Here is a 23,899-nt window from a genome sequence, read left to right as displayed (position 1 = left end):
CCGTCAGTTGATACAGTCAGGGCACCGTCAGTCGAACCGGCCGCGGCGGTACTGGACGGGCCACTCGACCGCCGCGTCGAGCTCGTGGGCGGCCTCGAGCGGCCAGTAGGGGTGCCGGAGCATCTCGCGGCCGAGCGCGACGAGGTCGGCCCGATCGTTCCGCACGAGTGCGTCGGCGTGGGCCGGCTCCGTGATCCCGCCGACGGCGGCGACGGGCACGTCCGTTCCCTCACGGATCGCCTCCGCGTACGGCACCTGATACCCTGGCCCCGCGTTCGGGAGCTCCTGGTCCGGATGGATCCCGCCGCCGGAGACGTCGATCAGGTCCGCGCCGGCGTCGGCGAGGAGTGGAGCCAGCCGGACCGAGTCGTCCACGTCCCACGAGTCGCGATCGGGGAGCCAGTCGGTCGCGGAGATACGGACGAAGACGGGCTTGTCGTCCGGCCAGATCCCGCGAACCGCCTCGACGACCTCGCGCACCAGTCGCGTCCGGTTCTCGAAGCTCCCGCCGTACTCGTCCTCGCGGTCGTTGGTGACCGGCGAGAGGAACTGGTGGAGGAGGTAGCCGTGTGCGGCGTGGACCTCCGCGATCTCGAAGCCGGCCGACAGGGACCGCTCCGCGGCGGCGGCGAACGCGTCGACCACGTCGTCGATATCGTCGGCGTCCATCCGGCGGGTCGCCGCCGGCTCCTCGTCCGGATACGGCTCGTCGGTCGCCGATATCGTCTCCCACCCGTCCTCGTGGTCCTCGGGAAGTGCGTGGCCGCCCTCGTTCGGCGGAGCGTGGGAGGCCTTCCGGCCGGCGTGGGCCAGCTGGATCCCGGGGACCGCACCCTGCGACCGGACGAACTCCGTGATCGGTTCCAGCGCCTCGGCCTGTTCGTCCGACCAGATACCGAGACAGCCGGGGGTGATGCGGCCGCGTCGCTCGACCCCCGTCGCCTCCGCCATCACGACGCCCGCGCCGCCGACCGCGCGGGTGCCGAGGTGGACCCGATGCCACTCGCTCGGCATCCCCTCCTCGGCGGAGTACTGACACATCGGCGACAGCATGATCCGGTTCGGGATCTCCGTGCCGCGCAGCGAGAACGGCGTGAAAAGCGAGTCAGTCATCGTCGGACCGACGCCGCCGTCGTGGTAATGCCCTCCGATAGCCCGTCCGGATCGCCGCCATCGTCGGCGTTCTTTTCCTCCCTTCGGATCCCCGTCCGCCCCGCATGGTTTAGGTCGACCGAAACCTATAACCCTTCCCGCCCCCGAGCGGCCGGTAATGAGCAGCGGAGAACGCGTCGAACACGAGCCCGAACCCTCGAGCGACCGACTGCCCGCCGTGACGGCGAGTCGCGCCTCGCCGGACCGAACCGTGTTCACCGAGGAGGGCAACACTGACGGCTGGATCGCGACCGATCTGACCGTCGAACTCGAACGGTAGCGCTCCCGCGCCGGAACGACTATTCGACTCGCGGCGGATCCCGCGGACGATGCCCTCCGCTCGTCACGACTCGCCGGTCGTCCTCCTGCGACTGGCCGTCATCCAGTTCTTCGTCGTCGCCTTCCCGGCCGTCCACTACCTGGCGCGGAACCTCTCTACCGAACGTTTCTTCCCGCACGCCGAGCCGTCGATACCACTGTACGTCGCCGGTGTCGTCTCGACGTTCGCCGTTGCGACGGCAGTGAGCCTCTCGTGTGCCGTCGTGGTCCGTCGCTTGGTCGTCGCCCCGTCGCTCCGCGACCCGTCCTCGCCGGACCACGGAACCGTCGCTCACCCGGACGACCCGTTCCTCTGGCGGGTCCTGCTTCCCGACTGGCGGACGCTCCGGGCGTACCTCGGGTTCGTCGGCGTCGTCGCCCTGTGGGCGGTCGTCCGGATCGGCGGGATCGGCCCCGAACCGCTCGTTACGCTCCTCGCTTTCGCCGTCGTTCCATTCGGTGTCCCGCTCCTGTTTCTCGCCCCGCTGGCGATCGGCTCGCACGTCGCCGTCGTGGTCGGCTACGCAGCCTCCGCGATATGGACTGCTGCGCTGGCACGGTTGCTCGTCGAGGCCACTGACGCGACTCGCGAGGGAAGCGCGACCGCTCCGCCGGGTGAAGATCACTAGAACCGGCATCGACAGGTGACGAGGTATTCCGACCGTCGCAGTCGACGGCGGCGTCGCGAGAGCGAACCGTGTGCCGACCACGACGGAGTCGGGGACGGCCCCCGCCGCGAAGGGAAACGTCTTAATGGACTACGCGCGCATTCTCCGGTATATGAGCAACGGCGACGACGAGCCGGCGGAGGCCGCCGAGGAGGCCGACGCCGCCGACCAGGCGGACACGGACGAGCCCGAGGCGACCACCCCGACGCTCCCCGACGAGGCGACCGAGGAGTCCCTGACCGAGTACCTCGACGAGATCGAGACGGCACTCGAGGACGCCGGGACCGAGGCGGCCCTCGACGACGTCGAGGCGCTGCTCGACGACGCCGAGGACGCCCTGGCGGGTGCCGACCTCCCCGAACCCGACGAGGACGACGAGGACGCCGACGACCCGCGCGGCGACCTCGAGGACCGGATCGCGGAGCTCCGCGAGGGACTCGAGGACGCCCGCGGCCCCTACGCCGAGGACGTCGTCGAGGCGATCGAGGCGTCGGTCTCGACGCTCGAGGACACCGAGTGGACCGCCGAGGGGCACGAGGACGCGGCCGACGCGGTCGAAGCCTTCGTCGACGCGGCCGCGGAGGCGGTCGACGACGGCGTCGACGCGGACGCGATCGAGACGGATCCGGACGCCGCGGACGGTGAGAACGTGGACGACGACGACACGGACGCCGGTGACACGGACGACGAAGGTGGAGCCGACGGCGGGGCAGGGGCGGACGACGAAGCAGGGACCGACGACGACGGAGTCGCGGTTCTCGTCGCCGCCCTCGACGCCGTCGCGGCGGGGATCGCGGACGCGGAACTCGATCCCGACGAGGACGCGGAGACCCTCGCGGATCTCCTGGCGGCGACCGACGCGCTCGAGGAGGGCCTGGAGGACGCCGAGGAGTGGGACGACCTCGAGACCCACGAGCAGCTGCGCGCGCAGGGCTACTACGACGTGCTCGGCCACTACAAGGACTACCCGGTCGAGTGGGCCGCGCTGAAGGAACACGAGGCGCAGGGCAACGTCGACATGATCCTGCTCGCGCTCGACTCGCTCCAGTCGGACTTCATGGAACGCCACTGTCTCGAGGCGTTCGAACGGATGGGCAAGCGCGGAAAGACCGAGGCGTCGCTCGAGGAACTGCTCGGGCGAGCGGGCAAGCGCGACCGGTTCGCGATCCGCATCCTCGGAAAGATGGCGGCCGAGGAGGCGGTCGAGACGCTCCTCGAGTACGTCGACGAGGACTCGAACCCGCAGCTCCAGAAGGCGACGTTCAAGGCGCTCGGCGAGATCGGCGACGGCGACGCGGTCGGCCCGCTCGCGGAGAAGCTGGCGATGGAGAACGACCACGTCCGGCCGCTCGCCGCGCGCGCGCTCGGACTCATCGGCGACACCCGGGCGATCGACCCGCTCGCCGACGCGATCGCGGAGGACGACTCCGACGACGTCCGCGCGGCCGCCGGCTGGGCGCTCCGACAGATAGGCACGCGGGAGGCGCTCGAGGCGGTCGCCGAGTACGCCGACGAGCGCTCCTTCGTCGTCCAGACGGAAGCCGAGAAGGCGCGGGCCGCCCTCGACGCCGCGGCGACGCCGGCGTAGTCGGTCGGTTCCGGTTCGATCGTTCTCATCGTTTCCGATTCCGATCGTCACTTCCGAGCCGACGTCACAGCGCTCGCGAAATACAGCGGTAACGCTCCCGGGATACGGCGGTGGCTCAGTGTTCGATATGCGTGAGAAACGGGGTCGCGTCCGGTGTCCGCCCGTGAAGGTGGGTCGGGCCCGATAGTCGTCGTGTGGGATCCAGGGCGTCGATCGCCCGACGGAGCTTAGTTGCGGACGACGTTCGTCGCGCGGGGGCCTTTCGGCGACGACTCGATGTCGAACTCTAACTCCTGTCCCTCTTCGAGGTCCGGGCCGCCGACGTCCTCCATGTGGAAGAACACGTCATCGTCCTCGTCCTCAGTCGAAATGAAACCGTAGCCGCCAGTGTCGTTGAAGAAATCAACCTTTCCGTTTGCCATTGCAAACAGACGTACGGGCGATCCGGGGATAACCCTTGCGAGGGTCGTGGTACCACGAGGGGGCCGTCCGACCGTTTATCCCGGATACCGCGACCAGAGCACGCATGCGTCCGCCGATCGACCGATACCGCCGATTCGTCCGGGGGGAGTCCGCCGTTCGATCCGAGTCCGTCGCCCGGATCGGACCCGCCGTCCGGATCGCCGTCGCGGTCGCGGTCCTGCTCGCGACGGTCGCGTCTGCCCCGGGCGTCGTCGGCGCCGCGAGTCCGTCCGCCGCCGCGGTGGATCCATCTACCGTCGCCGCGACTCCGTCCGCCGAGGGGGCAGCCACGGCCGACGCGACGAACGCCTCCGATCCGCGGATCGTCGAACTCTACCCGAACCCGGTCGCCGAGGGGAACCGCGGCGAGTATCTCGTCGTTCGGCTCCCGGAGTCCGGAAACTGGTCGCTCTCGGACGGGTACCACGTCGCGTCGATCCCGTCGAACGCGACCGGTTCCGTCGTTCTCTCGATGGAACCGAACCGCACGCGGGAGCTCCTCGGCGACCGCGAGATCCCCGTCCGGACGCTCGATGGATACTTCCCGCTCTCGGCGAGCGGGGACCGGATCGCGTTGCGCCGCGACGGGGATCCGGTCGACGTCGTCGAGTACGACCGCGTTCGCGAGGGATACCGCTGGCGGGTGACGTGGGACGAGTGGCGACCGAACGGGTACGCGCCGCGCGTGCCCGAGCGCGTCGCCGGAGCGGCGGTGACGCCGTTCGTCCTCCCGGACAGCCCGGAGACGCCCGTCGAGCCGCTCGCGACCGCGGACGAGCGGGTCCTCCTCGCCGGCTACACGGTCGAGTCCGACCGCGTCGCGGACCATCTCGTCGACGCCGCCGATCGGGGAGCCGACGTGCGCGTCCTCGTGGAGGGATCGCCGGTCGGCGGATTTCCGCGACGGGGCGCACGCGTCGCCGATCGGCTCGTCGCCGCCGGCGTCGAGGTGCGCGTCCTCGACGGCGATCCGAACCGGTTCCGGTTCCACCACGCGAAGTACGCGGTCGCCGACGATCGTGCCGTCGTGCTCACCGAGAACTGGAAGGAGTCGGGGACGGGCGGCGAGTCGAGTCGCGGCTGGGGCGTGATCGCCGACGACCCGGAAGCCGCCGCCGACCTCGCGGCGCTCTTCGAGAACGACGCGACCGGCCCCGATACCCGCTCGTGGGACGCGTTTCGCGAGGAGACGACGTTTCACGGACCGCCGACGGACGGGGATATCGACGGCGACACGGACGACGCCGACGGCTTCGCGGACGCGACGGAGCGGGCGTACCCCTCGCGGTTCGATCCGCCGACCCCCGCGCCCGCGGACGTGGAGCTGCTCACCGCGCCGGGCAACGCCGGCGACCGACTCGTCGAGCGGATCGACGCCGCCGACGACCGGGTCCTCGCGATCGTCCCGCGAACCGGCGGCCCGGACGGACGTCTCGTCCGGGCGGCCCGTCGGGCGGCCGAGCGCGGCGTCGACGTTCACCTCCTGGTGTCGAACGCGTGGTACGACCGCGAGGCGAACCGGGAGCTGGTCGACGCGCTCGCGGACGAGCCGATCGAGGTCGCCGTCGCGGAGCCGCGCGGCCGGTACGGCAAGGTCCACGCCAAAGGGATCGTGATAGACGACGCCGCGATCGTGGGGAGCCTCAACTGGAACGAGGGGGCGAGGACGGAGAACCGCGAGGTCCTCCTCGCCGTCGAGAACGCGGGCGTCGCCGACTTCTACGCTCGGGCGTACGCAGCCGACTGGCGCGGCGGCGGGGTTCACCTGCCGGTCGGGATCGTCGGGGGGCTGGCCGGAACGGTAGCCGCCGCCGGAGTCGTCGCGCGTCGCGAGATCGAGTTCGTCTGAGTTCGATGGAGTCCGGAGCGTGCTCAGTCGTCGTCGATGACGGCGGTCGACGAGAGCGTCTCGTCGATCTCCGCCTCGGCCATCTTCCCGACGAGCGCGTCGATGACGGCCTCGCGGCGGCCCTTCACGAACTTGATCGAGCCGACGACGAGGTGGCCGCCGCCGGAGACGCCCGCCTCGGGGAGCTCCTCGTTCAGCTCGGTCACCATCGTCGGGATGTCGAGTCTGACGCCGTCCGATCGCAGGACCGCGAAATCCGGGCCGTAGCCGATCGTGATGACGGGGTCGCCCGTCTCCCGGACCCGCGTGTCGTGGAGTTCGCCCGTCGTCTTCCCCGGCGCGGGGTACGTGAAGCGGTGGGCGTACTCGTCGACGTCGATCCGGTAGAGGTGTGCGCCGGAGGCGAGCCGCTCGTGTTCGACGTGCTCGTCGACCGCCTCGAGCTGTCGATCCACGTCCCGTTCGGCGCGCTCGGAGAGGAACTCGACCAGCTCCTCGTGGCGCGCTGGGTCGTCACAGCCGACGTTGAGGGCGTCGTTGACGAGCGTCTTCCCCTCGGAGTAGCGCAGCCAGTGGGCGGCGTAATCGAGCGCCTCGCCGATGTCGAGGAGGTCGTCCTTCCCGTAGCCGGCGTCCGCGGCGAGTTCGACGTAGTCGTCCATCGCCTCCGCCTTCGACCGGTCGGAGAGGCCGGCGACCGCGGGCACGTGTTCGAGCTCCTCGGAGAGCGACGGGTCGATCAGCCGCGCGAGCTCGACGCACATCATGCCGGTGGTGACCCGGTAGTCCTCATCGTGGAGGTACGGGTTGACGTGGGCGTCGAGAAGCGGCGCGACAGCCTCCGGGTCGGGGTGGTGGTGATCGACGACCGCGATGGGGATGTCGTAGTGCGTGAGGTTCTCGTAGGCGGGGACGTCCTCCTCGGTGGACCCGTTGTCGAGCATGAGAAGCAGGGGGAGCTTCCGGCCGTGGCGGGCGCGTCCCTCGAGCGCGAAGTTGAGGTCGCGAGTGACGTCCTCCATCTCGTAGTACGGGGCCTTGCTCGGGAGCCGCTTGAACAGGTGTTGTGAGGCGTCCGGGTCCTCGTGAACGTCCCGGACGAGCCGTTCGAGCGCCAGCTGAACCGGGATCGCCGCGCACATCCCGTCGCCGTCGGCGTGGTGGCGGACCCGGATCGGCCGTCCGGCGAGCACGGTTCGGCGGAGCAGCCGGGCCAGATCGCGGAGGTCGTCGTGGATCGACTCGAACGCCTCCCACTCCACGAGCGGGTCCACGTCGGCCGGCTCGGCCCGTTCGTCGAGCGCCGCCTCGAACGCCGTCCGGGCCTCCTCGGCACGGTCGCCGGAGAGCGCGGTCAACGAGTCGACCTCGAGCTGGAGCCCGCCCTCCCGCGTCTCGACCGTCCCCGAGACGTGGACCATGTCGCCCACCTCGACGGCGGGGTACGCGCGGACGCCCGCCTCCTCGAAGGCGGCACACGAGACGACGCCCGAGGCGTCGGCGACGCCGAAGATCGTCGGGCCGCCCGTCTGTTTCGTCTGGACGACCTCGCCCTCGACGGTCACCTCGTCGCCGGGGACGAGCCCGCGAACCCGGGAGATCGTCGGTTCGTGCTCGACTGTCTCGGTCGTGTAGCCGCCCGGGGACGCCTCCTCGAAGGCGACGTCGCCGTTCTCCTTCACCTCGACCAGCCGGACGATCAGCCGGTCGCCGACCGCGTACTCGCCCTCGAGGTTCGACTCGTGGACGAGTCCGCTCACGGCGTCGGAGACGTCGACGAAGATCCCGTACTCGACGACGCCGTTGACGGCGGCGTGATACAACGCGTCGGTGTGGACGTCCTCCAGGGTACAGTCGGGCGCGAGGTCATGGACGACGTCGCGGTTATCGGGCTCGGCGTCTCGATTATCGGGTTTCCCCTCCGCCCTCACGGCGTCGGGTTCGGGACTCGAATCGTCCCGCATGCCGGAATCCCCGGCGGTGTGTTCGCTCATACACGCCGTTCGGGATCGGAGGGTGTTAAGCTTGTTATCTCGTGCTCGCGGGGCGAAGACCGTCAGGGCCGTCAGGGCCGTCAGGACGCGATCCGGGGGTGGCCCGTCGGTCCGGAACCCATATCAATCGACGGCGAGTGTTTCGGGACATGCGACTGTTCCGGTCGGACGACCTCCTCGGGATCGCCCGGGAGACGATGGAGTTCGTCCTCGAGGCCAGCGAGGAGACCCACCCCAACGAGTACATGGGGTTCCTCCGCGCCGACGACACGGCCGCCCTCGACATCGACCGGGACGGACAGGTCATCACGGACGTGCTCGTCATTCCCGGCACGGAGTCGAACCCGACGAGCGCGTCGGTCCGCTCGCACATGAAGCCGAACGACATGCGCTCGGTCGGGTCGGTTCACTCGCACCCGAACGGCGTGCTCCGGCCGAGCGACGCCGATCTCGCGACGTTCGGCCAGGGCGAGGTCCACATCATCGTCGGCGCACCCTACGGCTGGGGCGACTGGAAGGCGTTCGACAACGAGGGGAACCAGCGCACCCTCGAGGTGCTCGACGTCGAGATGCCCGACGAGCACTTCTTCGATTTCACCCAGGAGGACATCGACCGCGAGCTAGGCGACGCGAACGACGATCGGGGCGGGTTCCTCTCGTGGCTGCGATGACGCGGGTCGTCGCGCAGGGGACCTTCGATCTGCTCCATCCCGGCCACGTCCACTACCTCGAGGACGCCGCGACGTACGGCGACGAGCTTCACGCCATCGTCGCCCGGGGGTCGAACGTCACCCACAAGGCGAAGCCGATCCTCTCGGACCGGCAGCGGCGAGACATGGTCGCCGCGCTCGCCGCCGTCGACGAGGCCCATCTCGGCCACAGAGAGGACATCTTCGTGCCGATCGAGACGATCGATCCCGACGTCATCGTGCTCGGGTTCGACCAGCACCACGACGAGGCCGCGATCGAGGCCGCGCTCGCGGACCGGGGGATCGACTGTCGAGTCGAGCGTGCCTCCAGTCGTGAGCCCCGTCACGACGACGAGCTGCTCTCGACCGGCGACATCATCGACCGGGTGCTCGAGCGGCGCGGATGACGGCGTCGAGCGGGGTGACGGCGTCGAGCGACGCGGGTGAGTCACCGGACGGCCGATCCGACCCGCGGAAGCGCGGGACATATATGGACCGACGCCCAAGCCGATCCACGTGACGATACCCGACCGGTTCCCCGCGGTCCTCGCCGCGGCGGCGATGGGCGTGTACCTCCTCGTCGTCGTCGGGGCGACGACCTCGCTGACCGACGCCGCGGCGGCCTGCGGCGGCTGGCCCGCCTGCGGGGGCGGCTACGCGCTCCCCGCGGAGCCAGCGGCCTGGATCGCGCTCGGCCACCGCGTGCTGGCGGCCGCCGTCGGCGCGTCGGTCGTCGCCTCCGCGGTCCTGGCGTGGCGCGACGGCGCGAGCCGCCGCGTCCGCGGCGCGCTCCTCCTCGCGCTCGCGTTGTTCCCGGCACAGGCCGGGATCGGCGCGGCCGTCGCCCTCGGCGACGCGTCGCTTTCGATGCCCGGCGGGACGATCCCGCTCGGGCTCGTCCACCTCGTCCTCGGGGTGACGATCTTCGCGAGCGTCCTCGCCGCGCTGGCGTGGTGGCTCGAGGCGGCGACCGGCGACGCCGACGACGCGCCGACCGACTTCGAGCCGGGGACCGACCACCTGCCCCCGGTCGAGGACGCCCCCGCACCGTCGATTCCGACGGCGACGGTGCCGCGGCTGCGCGCGACCGCCGCCGCGTACTTCCGGCTGATGAAGCCGCGGCTGATGTGGCTGCTCTGTCTCGTCGCCGCCGCCGCGATGGCGCTTTCCGGCGGTCCGAGGTTCACGCCGTACACCGTCGCCGCGACGCTCGTAGGCGGGGCGCTCTCCATCGGCGCGTCGGGGACGTTCAACCACGTGTTCGAACGGGACGTCGACAGGCGGATGCAGCGGACCAACGACCGCCCGCTTGCGACCGACCTCGTTCCGGTCCCGCACGCGCTCGCGTTCGGCGGGCTGTTGACGGCCGTCTCCCTCGGGCTGTTCTGGACCGTGAACCCCCTGACCGCCGCGCTCGGGCTGGTCGCGATCGTGTTCTACAGCGTCGTGTACACGCTGGTTCTGAAACCGAACACGGTCCAGAACACGGTCATCGGCGGGGCGGCGGGGGCGCTCCCGGCGCTCATCGGCTGGGCGGCGGTCACCGGGGAGGTCGGCGGGGGCGGACTGCTGCTCGCGGCCGTGATCTTCCTGTGGACGCCCGCGCACTTCTACAACCTCGCGCTGGCGTACAAGGACGACTACGAGCGCGGCGGGTTCCCGATGATGCCCGTCGTTCGCGGCGAGACCGCCACCCGGCGGCACATCGTCTGGTACCTCGGGGCGACGCTGGTCGCCGCCGTCGCGCTCGCGGCCGTCGCCGATCCGCTCGGCGCGCTGTACGCGACCGTGGGCGTCGCCCTCGGCGCGGTCTTCCTGTGGACCGTCGTTCGACTCCACTACGAACGGAACGAGTCCGCGGCGTTCCGCGCGTTCCACGCCTCGAACGCCTACCTCGGACTCCTGTTGTTCGCGGTCGTGTTCGACGCGCTCGTGGTCTGAACCGGGGATCGGCGGGGCGCTGTTTTATCACGTTTGGGGGCCTATTCGAGCGCGTATGACACGAGTCGAGATCGAGTACTGCGTGCCGTGTGGCATGCTGGATCGGGCACAGGACGTCTCACGGGCGGTTCTCGAACAGTTCGGGGAGGAACTCGACGAGGTCGCGCTCGTCACCGGCGACCATGGAATATTCGTCGTCCGCGTCGACGGGGAGGCCGTCTTCGACAAGGACGAGGACGGCTACGACGTCGACGCGATCGTTCGGGCGGTGAAACCGCACGTCGGCGCGACCGCGTGACTCGGGTCGTCCCCCGGTAGACAGCCGATCGGGTCGGGTCCGTCGAGGTGGGGCGCGATCCCGCCGTCGCCACGGGAGGGGGCGCGGACCGTGCCGGGCGGAAAGTAATTGTTGCTTGCTAACAAACGTCGAGCCATGGCGGAGCGGACGGATACACGATCCGGTGGGGAGGGACGCACCGTCGACGAGGGGCGCGTCGACGACGGCGACGGATCCGGATCGACGTCCGTCCCCGACGCGACGTCCGCGACAGGCGACGGACCGGCTGACGGCGACGGGTCGGACGATGACGCCAGAGTCGAGTGGAGGGACCGGACGTGGTACCGGTCGAAACTCGGGCTCGTGATCGTCGCGGTCGACCTCCTCGCGACCGCGATCCTCGCCTGGACGAGCGTCACCCCCGGGATCGACGTCACCGCCGGGTCGGGCCGGATCGTCGCCCCCGCGGTGCTCGTGTTCAGCCTGCTCGGCGCGCTGGGGTTCGTCTTCACGGCGCTCATCGACGACTTCGACGCCAGCGTCGGCGACCTGTTGCGGTACAACTTCCGGCTACCGGCCGCGCTACCGCTCGGCGTCGGGATCTTCCTGCTCTCGGACGTCGTCCTCGGCGAGGCCGCGGCCGACGACACCCTCGTACTCGGTGCGGTCTTTCTCGCCGGGATCTACGTCAACCTCGCGTACAAACGGCTCGGGGCGTTAGCGCGGCGACTGTTGCCGGGTGACGATATCGAACGGGGTTCCGACGGGAGCGAAGGCAAGAACGACGGTGGCGACGACGGCGGCGATGACGGAACCGACGACGGGAACGACGACCGAACCGTCCCGGAGCGTGAGGACGCCCGAACCGCGGAGTGAGCCGGCCGATCACTCCTCGTCGACGACCGACCGTGCCGAGTTGCCCACGACGAGCAGGCTGCTCGTCCCCATCGCGAGCGCCGCCAGGAGCGGGTTGAGGGCCCCGGAGACCGCGAGCGGGATCGCGATCGCGTTGTAGGCGAACGCCCACCCGAGGTTCTCCCGGATCCGCCGGTTCGTCCCGCTCGTGACGTCGAACAGCTCAGGGATCGCGGCGAGCCGGTCCTCCAGGAGGACGGCGTCGGCGGCGTCCGCGGCCAGGTCGGTGCCGCTCGCGACGGAGACCCCGAGGTCGGCGGCCGCGAGCGCCGGCGCGTCGTTGCTGCCGTCGCCGACCATCGCCACCCGCTCTTCCGCGCCGATCCGGCGGACCGTCTCGGCTTTCGCCTCCGGCGGCACCCCCGCGAACACCTCGTTGATCGCGGGATGCTCCTCGAAGCGGCGCGCCGCGGCGGCCGAGTCGCCGGTGAGCACGACGACGCGCTTCCCACGGTCGTCGAGGTCGGTCACGACCGCCTCCCACCCCTCACGGACCCCGTCGCCGACGACGAGGACGCCCCGGACCCGCCCCTCCCAGCCGACGAAGACGGGGACGTTGCCGTCCGCCGTCGCGCGCTTACCCGCCTCGCGGATCCGGTCGGGGAGGGTCCACTCGCGCTCCTCGAGGAGGGATCGGTGGCCGACGACGACGCGGTCGCCGTCGATCCGCCCCTCGACGCCGCGGTCCGTGACGGTGACGTCGGCGACGTTGACGTCGACGGACTCGTCCGGATCGTCGACGCGGCTCGCCGGATCGGTCGAGTCGGTCGTCCCCCCAGCGGCGGGCGGATCCCCCGCAGGATCGCTTGCGGGTTCCGTCCCGCCGTCGACGACGGCCGTGGGGTCCGAGGGATCGTTTCCCGCCCGGTCCGCGTCGACCCCTGCCCGGTCCGCGTCGACCGCGTCCGCGATCGCTCGCGCGATCGGGTGGGCGGAGGCGTGTTCGAGCGCCGCCGCCCGGTCGAGAACTCGCTCGTCGTCCGACCCTCTCTCCTCGTCGTCCTCCGCGGCCGTCTCGAGCAGCCGCATCTCCCCGTCGGTGAGGGTCCCGGTCTTGTCGAGCACGACCGCGTCGATCCCGGCGCCGTCCTCGAAGACGGCGTCGGAGACGATCACGATCCCCCGGCGGGCGGCGTCGCGTATCCCCGCCGCGATCGCGAGCGGCGTCGCCAGTCCGAGCGCGCACGGACACGAGACGATGAGCACCGTGAGCGCGACGAGCGCCGCGTCGGTCGGGGTGCCGCCGAGCGCCAACGTCCCCGCGCCGGCGACGACCGCGACCGCGACCACGAGCGGGACGAACACGGTCGCCAGCCGGTCGACGAGCCGCTGGATCCCCGACCGCGAGCTCTGGATGTCCCAGAGCAGTCGAACGAGGGTGTCGAGCGTGCTCGTCGCGTCCTCGCCCACCTCGATCACGACCGGCGAGTCCGTGACGACGGTCCCGCCGCGGACCGCGTCGCCGGGACGTTTCGTCGCCGGGAGCGACTCGCCGGTCACGAGCGCCTCGTCGACGGCGGCGGTCCCCTCCGCGACCGTGCCGTCGAACGGGACGCGCTCGCCGGGCCGGACGAGCAGCCGGTCGCCCGGCTCGACCGCCTCCGTCGGGACCGATTCGCCCGACTCCCGCCGGGCCTCGCTCTCGGCCGCGGTCGTCAGCTCCGAGAGCATCCCGGTCGCGCGGGACTTGATCCGCGACTCGTACCCGTGGCCCGCGGTGACGACGAGGATCACGGCGATCGTCACGTCGAAGTAGAGGTCGGTCCGGCCGACGAGCATCGCGAGCGTGCTGTACGCGTAGGAGCTGACGGCCGCGAGCGACACCAGCAGATCCATGTTGGGGCGACCCGCCCGCAGGCTCACGTACGCGCCGCGGAGGATCGGATAGCCCGTGTAGAACAGCACGACGGAGGTGAAAAGCCAGATCTGCGTGAACAGGTAGAGCCCGCCCACGCCGCCCAAGTCGAGGAGCGGGTCGTAGCCGAAGTAGGTCGGATATAGAAAGAGGACGTACCACAGCATCGCCATCATCCCGAAGAAGCCGCCGCCGATGAGGAAGCGAACCACGTCGACGTCGTCGCCCTCGGGCTCGGGATCGGCCCGGTCGCTCGCGGTGTAGCCGGCGACGGAGAGCGCCTCCGGCAGGTCGGCGGCGGTCACCCGGTCGGGGTCGTACTCGACGCGGATCGTGTCGGTGGCGTAGCTCGCCTCCGCGGCCGCGACGCCCTCGCGTTCGGCGGCGGTCAACTCGAGGAAGGACTCGCAGGTCGCACAGTGCATGCCGTCGACGTGGAGGAACGCCGTCTCGCCGTCGAAGTCGTCCGGCGGCTCCGCCTCCGGCGTCCGCTCCTCGAGGTCCTCGGCGTCCGCCACGTCGTCGAGCGAGCGCGCCACGGCGAGACACCCCTGACAACAGTACTCACCCTCGACGGCCGGGTCGGTGTGCGGGTCCGATCCCGTCGGCAGGTCACAGAGGGTACAGTTCGACATGGTGGTGGCGTCCGGTTCGTCGGCCGCGGGCGGTCGGAGTCGGTACGGCCCGTCGAGGGCGGTGCGGGCGAGACGACCCGTCGGCGCGAACCGCCCGAACCGTCGGGGCAAACCGCCGGGTCGTCGGCGCGAACCGCCCGAACCGTCGGGGCAAACCGCCGGGTCGTCGACGCGGACCGCCGGTATCACCCGAATTGCCGCGAATGTCGACGCCTACGCGTCCTCGATGTCGCTCGGCTCGAGCCTGGTGTCGTCCCCGCCAGGGCGAAGGCTGCCGCCGGTGGCGATCCGGAGGCTCGCCCAGATGAGCACCACGTTGACGAACGTGACGGCGACGACGTACTCCGCGCGCGAGGCGATGTAGGCCGCCGCCGGGAGCACCCCGCCGAGCACCAGGAACACCGCGTGCTGGAGCGAGAATTCCATACGAACACGTGTACGGCCGTCGGCATATAACCCAAGCGGATTTTCATACCCCGAGAACGGATGGATATTATATGGTTGGCTGTCCGTAATCCGACCTATGAGCCGAACCGAGACGGCAGGCGCGCCGGCGGACGACGCGGGCGGCGACGAGGAGTTCGATCCCGTCGGCACGCTCGCGCTCATCGCGGTGTACTTCGCGATCCTCGTGATCGCATGGGTGTACATCTACTACATCGAGTTCCTCGGCCGTGACCTCGTCGTGGTGGGGTGAAACGGGATGCACATTCACGCCTACGAGAAGATCTGGCTCGCGTTCGCCATCGTGTTGATCCTGTTGCTCCTCGGGTCCGTCACCTACGGCGCGGTCGGTCCCGGCGTGGCGATGGTCGCCGACAGCGAGGCCCAGATCGACGCGAACGCGCTCGACGAGGACGACCGATTCGCCGAACCTCGCGTCGAGCAGGTCGGCGAGAACGAGTACGAGGCGTACGTCGTCGCCTACCAGTTCGGGTTCGAACCGAGCCCGATCGTGGTCCCCGAAAACAGCACCGTCACGTTCCAGATCACCTCCCGCGACGTGATCCACGGGTTCGAGGTGGCCGGGACGAACGCCAACACGATGGCCGTTCCGGGCGAGGTCGCGGAGATAACCGTCGAGGTGAGCGAACCCCGGGAGTACGGGATCGTCTGTAACGAGTACTGTGGGGCCGGCCACCACGCCATGGAGGGGAAACTTCACGTCGTATCCGAAGAGGAGTTCGCGGAGATGAACGAGGGAGGTGAAAACGAATGAGCGACGCGCTCGAGGCGGAGGAGACGTTCCTCGATAGGTTCCCGGAGGAGGCCAAGGTCGTTCGGTCGGCGTTCCTCGGGTCCTTCCTGGCGCTCACGCTGGGAGCGATCTTCGGGATCATCCAGACGCTCCACCGGACCGGACTCTTCCGTGGACTCATCGACTCCACCGACTACTACACGGTTCTCACCGCACACGGCGTGTTCCTGGTGATCAGCTTCACCGTCTTCTTCCTCGTCGGCCTGTTCACCTGGGCGGTCGTTCGGAGCCTCGACCGGCCGCTCGTGGACATCAGGATCACGTGGACGTGGTACGTGCTCATGGCCGGCGGAATGACGATGACCGGGATCTCCATCCTCGCCGGCTTCACGGACGCGATCGACATGAGCGCGGACGTTCTGTACACGTTCTACGCGCCGCTTCAGGCACATCCCCTGTTCTATACGGGGCTCGCCGTGTTCATCGTCGGATCGTGGCTCGCCGGCGCGGACTGGTTCCGCACGTGGCTCGCGTGGCGCGAGGACAACCCCGACGAGCGGATCCCGCTCCAGACGTTCATGGTGTTGACCACCATGATCATGTGGTACATCGCCTCCTCGGCGGTCGCCGCGTCGGTGCTGATCTTCCTCCTTCCCTGGTCGCTCGGGCTGATCGAGTCGGTGAACCCGACGCTCACCCGGACGCTGTTCTGGTTCTTCGGCCACCCGGTGGTCTACTTCTGGCTGATGCCCGCGTACCTGCTGTGGTACACCGTGCTTCCGTCCATCGCCGGCGGTCGGCTGTTCAGCGACCCCCTCGCGCGGGTCGTCTTCGTCCTGTTCCTGCTCTTGTCGACCCCGGTCGGCATCCACCACCAGTACCTCGATCCGGGGATCGCCGAGGGATTCAAGTTCATCTCGATGACGAACACGATGTTCCTCCTGCTGCCGAGCCTGCTCACGGCGTTCACCGTCGTCGCGAGCGTCGAGTACGGCGCACGCCAGCGCGGCGGGACGGGGATCTTCGGCTGGCTCCGGTCGCTCCCCTGGCGGGACCCGGCGTTCACCGGGATGATGCTGGCGGGACTGATGTTCGCGGCCGGCGGGTTCTCGGGGATGGTCAACGCCGGAATGAACATCAACTACATGATCCACAACACGATCTGGGTCCCCGGCCACTTCCACCTCACCGTGGGGACCGCGGTCGCGCTCACGTTCATGGCCGCGACCTACTGGCTCTGGCCGCAGATCACCAACAAGCCGGTCTACAGCCGACAGATCGGGCTGTTCCAGGTCGTCCTCTGGTTCATCGGGATGGCGCTCATGTCGAACGCGATGCACGCGCAGGGGTTACTCGGCGTTCCCCGACGGACCGCCGAGCCGGAGTACTCCGGCTTCGACTACCCGGTCGCGTTCGGCGGCTTCGAGGAGCTGAACGTCCAGATCGCCATCGGCGGAACGCTGCTGTTCCTCTCGACCGTCCTGTTCATCGGGAACCTCGTGCTCACGATGGGTAACCCGCGCGTCTCCGGGCTCGCGGAGACGATCCGGCCGGCGCTGTCCGGGCCCGACGACGCCCCCGAGGTGCTCGATGACCTCCGGATCTGGGTCGGGATCGCCGTGACCCTCGTCGTGCTCGCGTACGCGCTCCCGCTCGCGGCGATCATCAACGACGGCGGGCTGCTCGGTCCCGGCGTCGGGACGTATCCCGTGTGGATCGACGCGACGGTCGGCGCGCTCGCGGAGGTCGCCGTGCCGGCGGCGTGGGCGCTCGTCGACGCGCTCGCGTTCCTCGGTGCTCGCCTCCTCGATGCGGCCACCTCGGGGGTGGTCGCGTGAACGTCGACGTCACCCGCGGCGGGTTGCTCGTCGGGCTCGCGGTCTTCGGGGTCATCGTCTACGAACTCCGGACGGTGCTCGACGCCCTCGGACTCAGCCTCCCGATCGTCCCGTACATGGCCGGCGTGTTCGTCCTCGCCGGGCTCGCGGTCTGGCTCGTGGTGCTCTCCGGCGGCTGGCGGACCGGTCCCGACGAGGCCGGCTGACCCGACGAGGCCGGCTGACCCGACGAGGCCCGGCGACGCGGCGAGGCCGAACGGTTCTGCCACGTCCGGGATCGAGCGGTCGAGCGACCGGAGCGGTTTTGCCGATCTCTCCCGTCGGTCCGGTATGGACCGAACGCGCGTCGTCGTCCGCTGTGCGGAGTGTCGGTTCGAGGCGACACACGACCGGCTCCGGACGGCTCGAGAGACCCTCGCGGACCACGAGGCCGAGACGGGTCACGCCGTCGACTGGCGGATCGAGTCGCTCGCGCCGGGCGTCGAGCGTGCGGGTGAGGACGCCGGCGTGTGCGGCCGCCCGACGTGTGCCGACTCCGATTCGCCGCTCATCGACCCGGACGTACCCGACCGGTGAGGTCGGCGTCGTCGATCGCGGCTGCGGGTTCTGTCGCTCAGCCGAACGAGAGCGCTTCCGCCTCCGTCCATCGTGGCTCGAACTCCTCGCTCACGCTGGCGGCGAACTCGGCGTCCTTGACGTCGATCATCGCGAAGGGCTCCTCGCCCGAGAGCGGATGCGGCACCTCGATACACACCTCGAGCCCGTCGAAGACGTTGAACGTCCCGTCGACGCCCGGCGTCGTCCGAACCGAGAACCCCTCGTTGTCGACGAGTTCGGCGCTGTATCGGCGGCCGACGCTTCGCGGGAGCGCGTCGACCGTCTCCGGCGACAACAACACCCTGACCTCGACGCCCCGGTCGAGCGCCGCCTCCAGCTCCGCGGTCACGCGCTCGCCGACCGTGCCCAGGTCGAAGCCGGTCGCGGGCGCGCCGGCGACGACGACCATCCGACGCTCCGCGGCCGCGATCCGTTCCAACAGGAGGTCCGTGGCGTCCTCAGCGCCGACCGCGGCCGTCCAGAACTCGCCGTCGACGGGGTCGGTGGCGTCGAGCTCGCTCGAGAGCTCCTCGACGACCGTCGCGTACTGCTCGGCCCGTGCGTCGAGCTCGCGTCGTTTCTCCTCGAGCAATCGATCCAGGGCGGCGTCGGGCTCGACGCCGACGTACTTCTTCGGGCGGCTCGCCGCCTGGCTCCGGACGAGGTCGTGGCCCTCGAGGCTGTTGAGCACGTCGTAGATACGACCCATCGGGACCTCGCTGGCCCGCGAGAGGTCCTTCGCCGTCGTCGGCCCGGTCCGTAGCAGGGCGCGGTACGCACGGGCCTCGTACTCCGACAGACCGAGATCACGAAGGGATGCCATACCCCAACGTGTCCCGGTGCCGGCATAAACACGTCGGACGTTTACGCTCGTTTCAGCGGAGGGACGGCCCGACGAGACGTCGGCGCCGATCGAGCACGGACCGACGCTCGACGGCGCCTATCACTCGACCGTCTCCGCGACGCGGGTCATCAACTCGTCCGGCGTTGTCGCGGGGTCGGAGACGGCGTCGCCGGCGGTCACGACGGCCGATCCCTCGGGAACGGTTCGCGGCGCGGACGCGTCCTCGCGGTGGGCGTTCGGAACGACGACCTTCTCGTGGTCGGCGACCCGCCAGGCCGCCCGGTGGAGGTCGCTTCCGGGCTCGGTGCCGACGGCGATGACGGTCGTCCCGCGGAGCAGCCGCCCGACGAGGCTCCCGTATCCGGCGACCTGTACCCCGAGCCGGTCGGTCGCGCCCGCGAACGACTCGGCGGTCTCGCGGGCGACCGCCCGGTAGCGGTCCTCGCCGGTGAGCGCCGCGAGGTCGACGAGCGCGGACGAGAGCTCCACGTTGCCGTCGAGCGGCCTGAAGGGGCGGTCGAGCAGTCCGGCACCCGAGCGTGCCCCGTCGACGAACGAGCCGTCGACGTGGAGCTCCTCGATCGCTCGGTCGGCGACCGCGCGGGCGACGTCGGCACCCTCGCCGAGCACCCCGGCGGCGCGGACGTACGCGCCCACGACCCGCGAGACGTCCTCGAGGAGGTCGCTCGGGGCGAGGTCGTCGGTCCCGTCGTCGCCGTCCGTGGACCGGTAGTGGGTCACGAGGCCGGTGTCGAGGTCGATCAGGTCGCGCTCGAGACCGTCGAGGGTCCGCTCGGCGTACTCGCGGGCGCGGTCGTCGTCGGTGTACGCCGCGAACGCCAGGAGCGCGTCCGCCGCGAGCGCGTTGGCGCCGGCGAGGACGGTGAGGTCGCGACGGGGCGAGTCGAGGTCCGCGCGGTCCTCGGCGGAGGCGGCGTAGTAGGCCCGCCCGAGCCCCGGGCCGAGGCTCCCGCCGACGCCGTAGCCGGTCCAGAGGTCGTCGGTGAGGAAGTCGACGGCCGCCGCGGCGGGCTCGCGGTACGCCTCCTCGCCGGTGTAGAGGTAGGCGTTCGCGAACGCCCGCGTCACCGCCGCGTTCGTGTCCGCCGGCTTCTCGTAGGCCACGTCGCTCCAGTCGCGGGTCCCGGCGAACCTGAAGAAGCCGCCGGCGACGTCGTCCGCGAGGTGGTCGCGGACCGCGTCGAGGGTGCGCAGGCCACGGTCGCGGTCGCGTTTCAACGCGAACTCCACGGTGCGGGGAAGCGGGAACTTCGCGTCGGTTCCCCATCCCGCGTACTCCTCGTCGTACTTGTTCTCGAGTTGTCCGGCGAGGTGGCTCTCGACCGCCTCGGAGAGCTCGCCGGCCGGCGGTCGGTCGCCGTTCAGCGCGCGCGGGATCCGACCGGCCTCGCGACCCTCCTCGTCCCACATCCGTTGGACGGACTCGAGCACCTGGCGCATCCCGTCGACGCCGAGGTACCCCGCGCCGGTGAGCAGTTCGCCGTCGGGCGTGAGGAAGGCGGTCGTGGGGAACCCGCCCATGTTGTACCGCTCGCGGACGCGCGGGCGGCGGTCGACGTCGACCCGGACCGGGACGAACCACTCGTTCACGTTGGCGGCCACCCGCGGCTCGGCGTAGGTGGTCGCGTCCATCTCGTGACAGCCCTCACACCAGGTGGCGGAAAGCGAGAGGAGGACCGGCAGGTCCCACTCGTCGGCCTCGGCGAACGCCTCGCGGCCCCACTCGCGCCACTCGACCCGCGTCGCGTCGGTCATGGGTCACGCTCGGGTGGGCGGGTGGGTAAGCGCTTCGAGACGGCGCGTCGTGGAGGAAGGGGTGGAGAGCCGAATTCGGCGGAGGGACGGTGCGGCGGAGGGACGGTGCGGCGGAGGGTGAGAGGCGGCGGTCCCCGGCCTCGGCGTCAGGCGTCGGTCTCGTCGGCACGGCCGCCGTTCGACGTCGACGACGGGTTCCGCACGTCTGAGGAGGCCGGAACGCCGTGATCGCGGCTCGAGCTAGGGTGGTAGTCGTGGCCGACCGCGAGCGCGACCGCGTTCGCGGCCAACAGCCCAACGAAGAGCAGAGCGTTCGTTCGGTCGAGTCCGGCGTACAGCAGGAACGGGTAGCCGACCGGGATGACGATCGCCGCCCAGAACGCCACGGCTCTGACGGTACGGCTCATCCGCTCCGCGAGGGGGAACGTGAGGGGGATCCGTTCGAGGGGGACACGGGTGGACATCTGACGTTTCCCCCAACGGGTGGTACCCACATATAGCCCGCCGAGGGTTCGGCGTAATTCACACCTTGTACCGTGTTTCGCGAGGTTTCAAAACCGGTTCAAAAGACAGTAAAAAGTTTATCAACCCATCTGGACTTTCTTTCAGTGTTTCGTAGTCCGATTCCACATCCCGGAAAACTCGGCCCGAACGAGGGTCCTCGAGGGCGCAACGGGGGCCGACCGTCGATCGGCGGACTGGAGCCCCGCCTGCCGAGGGGCGAAGCGATTTACCCCTGCCGCGGCCACCGTCGGCCATGGGAAGCGACGAGACCAGCGGGGGCGGAGAGCCCGGAAACCAGCGACCACACGTGTGCGTCGTCGCCTGCGGCGGAACGATCGCGTCGGAGCCGGGAGACGACGGTGCCGCCCCGGCCAAGACGGGAGCGGACCTCGTGTCGGCGGTGCCGGGCGTCGAGACGTACGCGACGGTGTCGGCCCGGGAGGTCTGTTCACAGCCGGGGTTCGACGTGCGGTGGCGCGACGTGTTCGCGACCGCGGCCGCGGCGCGGGAGGCGGTCGAGGAGGGCGCGGACGGGATCGTCGTCACCCACGGGACCGACACGCTCGCGGACACCGCCTACGCGCTCGACGTGTTGACCGACCTGCCCGCACCGGTCGTGGTGACGGGCGCACAGCGTCGCCTCGACGAGCCCTCGAGCGACGTGCCGGCGAACCTGACGCTCGCGGTCCGGGCGGCGGCCGACGACCGGTTCGCGCGCGGCGTCCACGTCGCGTTCGACGACGAGCTTCACGCCGGCCGCGACGTCGTGAAGGGCCACAGCAACGCGCTCTCGACGATGACCTCGCCGGCGTCGGCTCCGGTCGCGACGTTCACCCGTGCCGCGTCCGACCTCGTCCGCGAGCCGCGTCGAAGGGTCATGGTCGACCCGCTCTGTGGACCCGAGGGGCCGATCGATCCCTCGGACCCGACCGCGGCGGCCGACCGGGTTCCCGAGGTCCCCGTGGTCCATTCGGGGACGGGGGCCACCGCGGCGGGGATCGAGCGCGCGCTCGCGGCCGACGTGGGCGGGATCGTGATCGAGGGAACGGGCCTCGGCAACGCCACGGCCGCGATCGGCGACGCCGTCGCGGAGGCGGTCGAGGAAGTGCCCGTCGTCGTCGCCGGCCGGCCCGCCGGGCCGACCGAGCCGGTGTACGGGACGCCGGGCGGGGCGGTCACGCTCGCGGACCACGGCGTCGTCTTCGCCGGAAACCTCCCGGCGGCGAAGGCCCGCGTCGGGCTGGCGCTCGGGCTGGCCGCCGGCGTCGGGCGGGAGGACCTCCCGCGGGTCTTCGGCCGGTCGTAGCGGATCGCCGGATCCACAGCGGATCGCCCGATCGGCATGGCGCGCCGCCGCGGGCGACGCGGGTAGCACAGAGAGCCGTTTGTGCCTCCACGAAGCCCTTATCCGGCACCGTCGTATCGGCGGGCATGAAACGGGCCACTCGACGATCGACGCTCCGCGGCATCGGGACGACGACCGTGACCGTCGGAACCGTCGGAATCGTCGGGTTCGCGGGCTGTCTCGGCGGGTCGCCCCCCGGGTCCGACGACGGAACCGGCACCGACGACGGAACCGGCACCGATGACGGAACCGGCACCGATGACGGAACCGGCACCGACGACGGGAACGGCGGAAGCGACGCCGACCCGGAGACGACGGTCCATCGGGTCGGCGGCGCGCTCTCCGGGCCGGCGTGGCGGCGGACGGAGCGGCCGGGGTTCGTGACCCTGTTCACCGACCGCACCGCGGTCGAGTGGCTCCTCGGGGACGCGCGTCCCGAGACGCTCGATTTCGTCGAGGGGACCGACTTCGAGGAGTCGGTTCTCGCATACGTCGAGTCGGTCGGCCGGAACACCTGCGAACGACTCCTCGAGTTCGCGGACGTCGCCGTCGACGGGGAGACCCTGACCGCGGACGCGACGGTGGTCGACACCGCCGACGAGGACACCGCGTGCGGCGAGGCGATCACCCACTCCGGGGCGTTCCTCCGAGTCACGGCCGACCCGCTGCCGGAGACGGCTCGGATCGCCGTGACGGACGGACGGGGCGAGACCGCCGAACTGACCGGCGAGGACGGCGTCCGCGACCCGGCGGCGCTCCGCGGATCCGTGCGGCCCGACGGCGACCCGGCGAACGTCCCCGCGCCGCTCGACTGTCCGGACGACGCCTTCGAGCGACATCCCATCCCCTACGACGGGGACGTGAACTGGGGGTCGGGCGGCGGCGTCGACGGCGACTCGGGGCTCGAACTCCGGGTCGTGAATCCCGAGTACGAGGAGGCGGACGGGACGGACGACTCCGACGGGACGGACGACTCCGACGGGACGGACGACTCCGACGACCCGAACGACTTCGAGACCGCGAGTGGCCCGGACGAATACCTGCGGTTCGAGCGGAGTGACCCGTTCCGCGTCGAGATGACGAACGTCTCCGCGCGACCGATCGGCGTCGGCAACCACGCCAAGTACACCCTCGAGGTGGAGGCCGAGGACGGGTGGACCGACGTGCGCGGGAGCGACGACGGCCGGTTCGAGTACACCGACGAACTGCTCTCGACGCCGCCGGGCGACGTCTTCGAGTGGTCGTTTGCGATGGACGAGGAGGGGTTGGTGGCCGACCATCCGAACGGCGACCTCCGGGTGTGTCCGGACCTCGAACCCGGGCGGTACCGGTTCGTCTTCTTCGGCGCGGACGAGCTTGCCGTGGCGTTCGACTACGTCGGGTAACGCGGGCCGACCCCTCGACCACCTCGTCGACGATGGTCGCGAACCGCAAGCGGGTGTTGGAACCCGAAG

General features: G+C 70.5%; 24 protein-coding genes. 16 read left to right on the top strand and 8 right to left on the bottom strand.

Going from position 1 to position 23,899, the window contains the following annotated elements; genetic code table 11:
• Positions 1–27: 27 nt before the first annotated feature.
• Positions 28–1,113, bottom strand: a complete 1,086-nt coding sequence (locus tag EAO78_RS00660) for an NADH:flavin oxidoreductase/NADH oxidase (protein WP_122103939.1) — start codon at positions 1,111–1,113, stop codon at positions 28–30.
• A gap of 157 nt (positions 1,114–1,270) precedes the next feature.
• On the opposite strand from EAO78_RS00660, the gene EAO78_RS18015 reads away from it, so the two are divergent.
• The 3 genes from EAO78_RS18015 (at position 1,271) to EAO78_RS00650 (ending at position 3,726) form a co-directional block, all read left to right on the top strand.
• Positions 1,271–1,432, top strand: a complete 162-nt coding sequence (locus EAO78_RS18015) for a hypothetical protein (protein ID WP_203227796.1) — start codon at positions 1,271–1,273, stop codon at positions 1,430–1,432.
• A 49-nt stretch (positions 1,433–1,481) separates the two neighbouring features.
• On the top strand, positions 1,482–2,099 hold the full coding sequence (locus EAO78_RS00655; RefSeq protein ID WP_122103938.1) for a hypothetical protein: 618 nt from the start codon (positions 1,482–1,484) through the stop codon (positions 2,097–2,099).
• Positions 2,100–2,250: 151 nt separating this feature from the next.
• Positions 2,251–3,726, top strand: coding sequence for a HEAT repeat domain-containing protein (locus EAO78_RS00650; RefSeq protein ID WP_122103937.1), 1,476 nt, complete (start codon positions 2,251–2,253; stop codon positions 3,724–3,726).
• A gap of 227 nt (positions 3,727–3,953) precedes the next feature.
• On the opposite strand, the gene EAO78_RS00645 is transcribed toward EAO78_RS00650, so the two are convergent.
• Positions 3,954–4,148, bottom strand: coding sequence for a cold-shock protein (locus tag EAO78_RS00645; RefSeq protein WP_066411613.1), 195 nt, complete (start codon positions 4,146–4,148; stop codon positions 3,954–3,956).
• Positions 4,149–4,252: 104 nt separating this feature from the next.
• Between EAO78_RS00645 and EAO78_RS00640 the strand changes: the two genes are divergently transcribed.
• Positions 4,253–6,037, top strand: a complete 1,785-nt coding sequence (locus tag EAO78_RS00640) for a phospholipase D-like domain-containing protein (protein WP_122103936.1) — start codon at positions 4,253–4,255, stop codon at positions 6,035–6,037.
• A gap of 23 nt (positions 6,038–6,060) precedes the next feature.
• Here the strand turns inward: EAO78_RS00640 and EAO78_RS00635 are convergent, their stop codons facing one another.
• The gene (locus tag EAO78_RS00635) at positions 6,061–8,031 is read right to left on the bottom strand and encodes a DHH family phosphoesterase (protein WP_122103935.1); all 1,971 of its coding nucleotides are present in this window, start codon (positions 8,029–8,031) and stop codon (positions 6,061–6,063) included.
• A gap of 149 nt (positions 8,032–8,180) precedes the next feature.
• Between EAO78_RS00635 and EAO78_RS00630 the strand changes: the two genes are divergently transcribed.
• The 5 genes from EAO78_RS00630 (at position 8,181) to EAO78_RS00610 (ending at position 11,814) form a co-directional block, all read left to right on the top strand.
• Positions 8,181–8,702, top strand: coding sequence for a Mov34/MPN/PAD-1 family protein (locus EAO78_RS00630; protein WP_122103934.1), 522 nt, complete (start codon positions 8,181–8,183; stop codon positions 8,700–8,702).
• Entirely contained in the window at positions 8,699–9,127 is a 429-nt protein-coding gene (locus EAO78_RS00625) for an FAD synthase family protein (protein WP_122103933.1), read from the top strand. Before EAO78_RS00630 ends, EAO78_RS00625 begins: the two co-directional genes overlap by 4 nt.
• A 109-nt stretch (positions 9,128–9,236) precedes the next feature.
• Positions 9,237–10,661, top strand: a complete 1,425-nt coding sequence (locus EAO78_RS00620; RefSeq protein ID WP_122103932.1) for a heme o synthase — start codon at positions 9,237–9,239, stop codon at positions 10,659–10,661.
• Between the two features lie 55 nt (positions 10,662–10,716).
• The gene (locus tag EAO78_RS00615; RefSeq protein ID WP_122103931.1) at positions 10,717–10,959 is read left to right on the top strand and encodes an Rdx family protein; all 243 of its coding nucleotides are present in this window, start codon (positions 10,717–10,719) and stop codon (positions 10,957–10,959) included.
• 135 nt (positions 10,960–11,094) lie between these two features.
• The gene (locus EAO78_RS00610; protein ID WP_203227795.1) at positions 11,095–11,814 is read left to right on the top strand and encodes a hypothetical protein; all 720 of its coding nucleotides are present in this window, start codon (positions 11,095–11,097) and stop codon (positions 11,812–11,814) included.
• 9 nt (positions 11,815–11,823) lie between these two features.
• Here the strand turns inward: EAO78_RS00610 and EAO78_RS00605 are convergent, their stop codons facing one another.
• Both EAO78_RS00605 and EAO78_RS00600 read right to left on the bottom strand, forming a co-directional pair.
• The gene (locus tag EAO78_RS00605) at positions 11,824–14,343 is read right to left on the bottom strand and encodes a heavy metal translocating P-type ATPase (RefSeq protein WP_122104190.1); all 2,520 of its coding nucleotides are present in this window, start codon (positions 14,341–14,343) and stop codon (positions 11,824–11,826) included.
• Between the two features lie 213 nt (positions 14,344–14,556).
• Complete coding sequence (locus EAO78_RS00600) at positions 14,557–14,769, bottom strand: hypothetical protein (protein WP_122103930.1); 213 nt, start codon at positions 14,767–14,769, stop codon at positions 14,557–14,559.
• Between the two features lie 97 nt (positions 14,770–14,866).
• Between EAO78_RS00600 and EAO78_RS18010 the strand changes: the two genes are divergently transcribed.
• The 5 genes from EAO78_RS18010 (at position 14,867) to EAO78_RS00580 (ending at position 17,955) form a co-directional block, all read left to right on the top strand.
• On the top strand, positions 14,867–15,040 hold the full coding sequence (locus EAO78_RS18010) for a hypothetical protein (protein ID WP_203227794.1): 174 nt from the start codon (positions 14,867–14,869) through the stop codon (positions 15,038–15,040).
• Between the two features lie 6 nt (positions 15,041–15,046).
• A complete protein-coding gene (locus EAO78_RS00595) occupies positions 15,047–15,562 on the top strand; it encodes a cytochrome c oxidase subunit II (RefSeq protein WP_122103929.1) in 516 nt (171 codons plus the stop codon).
• A complete protein-coding gene (locus tag EAO78_RS00590) occupies positions 15,559–17,379 on the top strand; it encodes a b(o/a)3-type cytochrome-c oxidase subunit 1 (protein WP_122103928.1) in 1,821 nt (606 codons plus the stop codon). The genes EAO78_RS00595 and EAO78_RS00590 overlap by 4 nt, the downstream gene beginning before the upstream one ends.
• Positions 17,376–17,585: a CbaC protein gene (locus tag EAO78_RS00585; protein ID WP_122103927.1), complete on the top strand. Its 210-nt coding sequence runs from the start codon at positions 17,376–17,378 to the stop codon at positions 17,583–17,585. The genes EAO78_RS00590 and EAO78_RS00585 overlap by 4 nt, the downstream gene beginning before the upstream one ends.
• Before the next feature lie 124 nt (positions 17,586–17,709).
• Positions 17,710–17,955, top strand: coding sequence for a DUF7542 family protein (locus tag EAO78_RS00580; RefSeq protein ID WP_122103926.1), 246 nt, complete (start codon positions 17,710–17,712; stop codon positions 17,953–17,955).
• Positions 17,956–17,992: 37 nt separating this feature from the next.
• On the opposite strand, the gene EAO78_RS00575 is transcribed toward EAO78_RS00580, so the two are convergent.
• From EAO78_RS00575 to EAO78_RS00565, 3 genes are all read right to left on the bottom strand, one after another.
• A complete protein-coding gene (locus EAO78_RS00575; protein WP_122103925.1) occupies positions 17,993–18,799 on the bottom strand; it encodes a TrmB family transcriptional regulator in 807 nt (268 codons plus the stop codon).
• A gap of 120 nt (positions 18,800–18,919) precedes the next feature.
• Positions 18,920–20,596 carry a DUF255 domain-containing protein gene (locus EAO78_RS00570; protein WP_122103924.1) on the bottom strand — a complete coding sequence of 559 codons (1,677 nt, stop codon included), beginning with the start codon at positions 20,594–20,596 and terminating at the stop codon, positions 18,920–18,922.
• 146 nt (positions 20,597–20,742) lie between these two features.
• On the bottom strand, positions 20,743–21,060 hold the full coding sequence (locus EAO78_RS00565) for a hypothetical protein (RefSeq protein WP_238987587.1): 318 nt from the start codon (positions 21,058–21,060) through the stop codon (positions 20,743–20,745).
• A gap of 293 nt (positions 21,061–21,353) precedes the next feature.
• Between EAO78_RS00565 and EAO78_RS00560 the strand changes: the two genes are divergently transcribed.
• Positions 21,354–22,406, top strand: a complete 1,053-nt coding sequence (locus EAO78_RS00560) for an asparaginase (RefSeq protein WP_122103923.1) — start codon at positions 21,354–21,356, stop codon at positions 22,404–22,406.
• A gap of 125 nt (positions 22,407–22,531) precedes the next feature.
• Entirely contained in the window at positions 22,532–23,830 is a 1,299-nt protein-coding gene (locus tag EAO78_RS00555; protein WP_122103922.1) for a hypothetical protein, read from the top strand.
• Positions 23,831–23,899 lie beyond the last annotated feature (69 nt).

The organism is Halobellus captivus, from assembly GCF_003697845.1.
GTDB classification, from domain to species: Archaea; Halobacteriota; Halobacteria; order Halobacteriales; family Haloferacaceae; genus Halorubrum; species Halorubrum glutamatedens.
This window is presented reverse-complemented; position numbering and strand designations above follow the sequence as displayed.

Excerpts from the sequence above, each read along its gene's own strand:
- EAO78_RS00660 (WP_122103939.1), bottom strand. The coding sequence starts at position 1,113 with ATGACTGACTCGCTTTTCACGCCGTTCTCGCTGCGCGGCACGGAGATC.
- EAO78_RS18015 (WP_203227796.1), top strand. The coding sequence starts at position 1,271 with ATGAGCAGCGGAGAACGCGTCGAACACGAGCCCGAACCCTCGAGCGAC.
- EAO78_RS00655 (WP_122103938.1), top strand. The coding sequence starts at position 1,482 with ATGCCCTCCGCTCGTCACGACTCGCCGGTCGTCCTCCTGCGACTGGCC.
- EAO78_RS00650 (WP_122103937.1), top strand. The coding sequence starts at position 2,251 with ATGAGCAACGGCGACGACGAGCCGGCGGAGGCCGCCGAGGAGGCCGAC.
- EAO78_RS00645 (WP_066411613.1), bottom strand. The coding sequence starts at position 4,148 with ATGGCAAACGGAAAGGTTGATTTCTTCAACGACACTGGCGGCTACGGT.
- EAO78_RS00640 (WP_122103936.1), top strand. The coding sequence starts at position 4,253 with ATGCGTCCGCCGATCGACCGATACCGCCGATTCGTCCGGGGGGAGTCC.
- EAO78_RS00635 (WP_122103935.1), bottom strand. The coding sequence starts at position 8,031 with ATGAGCGAACACACCGCCGGGGATTCCGGCATGCGGGACGATTCGAGT.
- EAO78_RS00630 (WP_122103934.1), top strand. The coding sequence starts at position 8,181 with ATGCGACTGTTCCGGTCGGACGACCTCCTCGGGATCGCCCGGGAGACG.
- EAO78_RS00625 (WP_122103933.1), top strand. The coding sequence starts at position 8,699 with ATGACGCGGGTCGTCGCGCAGGGGACCTTCGATCTGCTCCATCCCGGC.
- EAO78_RS00615 (WP_122103931.1), top strand. The coding sequence starts at position 10,717 with ATGACACGAGTCGAGATCGAGTACTGCGTGCCGTGTGGCATGCTGGAT.
- EAO78_RS00610 (WP_203227795.1), top strand. The coding sequence starts at position 11,095 with ATGGCGGAGCGGACGGATACACGATCCGGTGGGGAGGGACGCACCGTC.
- EAO78_RS00605 (WP_122104190.1), bottom strand. The coding sequence starts at position 14,343 with ATGTCGAACTGTACCCTCTGTGACCTGCCGACGGGATCGGACCCGCAC.
- EAO78_RS00600 (WP_122103930.1), bottom strand. The coding sequence starts at position 14,769 with ATGGAATTCTCGCTCCAGCACGCGGTGTTCCTGGTGCTCGGCGGGGTG.
- EAO78_RS18010 (WP_203227794.1), top strand. The coding sequence starts at position 14,867 with ATGAGCCGAACCGAGACGGCAGGCGCGCCGGCGGACGACGCGGGCGGC.
- EAO78_RS00595 (WP_122103929.1), top strand. The coding sequence starts at position 15,047 with ATGCACATTCACGCCTACGAGAAGATCTGGCTCGCGTTCGCCATCGTG.
- EAO78_RS00590 (WP_122103928.1), top strand. The coding sequence starts at position 15,559 with ATGAGCGACGCGCTCGAGGCGGAGGAGACGTTCCTCGATAGGTTCCCG.
- EAO78_RS00580 (WP_122103926.1), top strand. The coding sequence starts at position 17,710 with ATGGACCGAACGCGCGTCGTCGTCCGCTGTGCGGAGTGTCGGTTCGAG.
- EAO78_RS00575 (WP_122103925.1), bottom strand. The coding sequence starts at position 18,799 with ATGGCATCCCTTCGTGATCTCGGTCTGTCGGAGTACGAGGCCCGTGCG.
- EAO78_RS00570 (WP_122103924.1), bottom strand. The coding sequence starts at position 20,596 with ATGACCGACGCGACGCGGGTCGAGTGGCGCGAGTGGGGCCGCGAGGCG.
- EAO78_RS00565 (WP_238987587.1), bottom strand. The coding sequence starts at position 21,060 with ATGTCCACCCGTGTCCCCCTCGAACGGATCCCCCTCACGTTCCCCCTC.
- EAO78_RS00560 (WP_122103923.1), top strand. The coding sequence starts at position 21,354 with ATGGGAAGCGACGAGACCAGCGGGGGCGGAGAGCCCGGAAACCAGCGA.
- EAO78_RS00555 (WP_122103922.1), top strand. The coding sequence starts at position 22,532 with ATGAAACGGGCCACTCGACGATCGACGCTCCGCGGCATCGGGACGACG.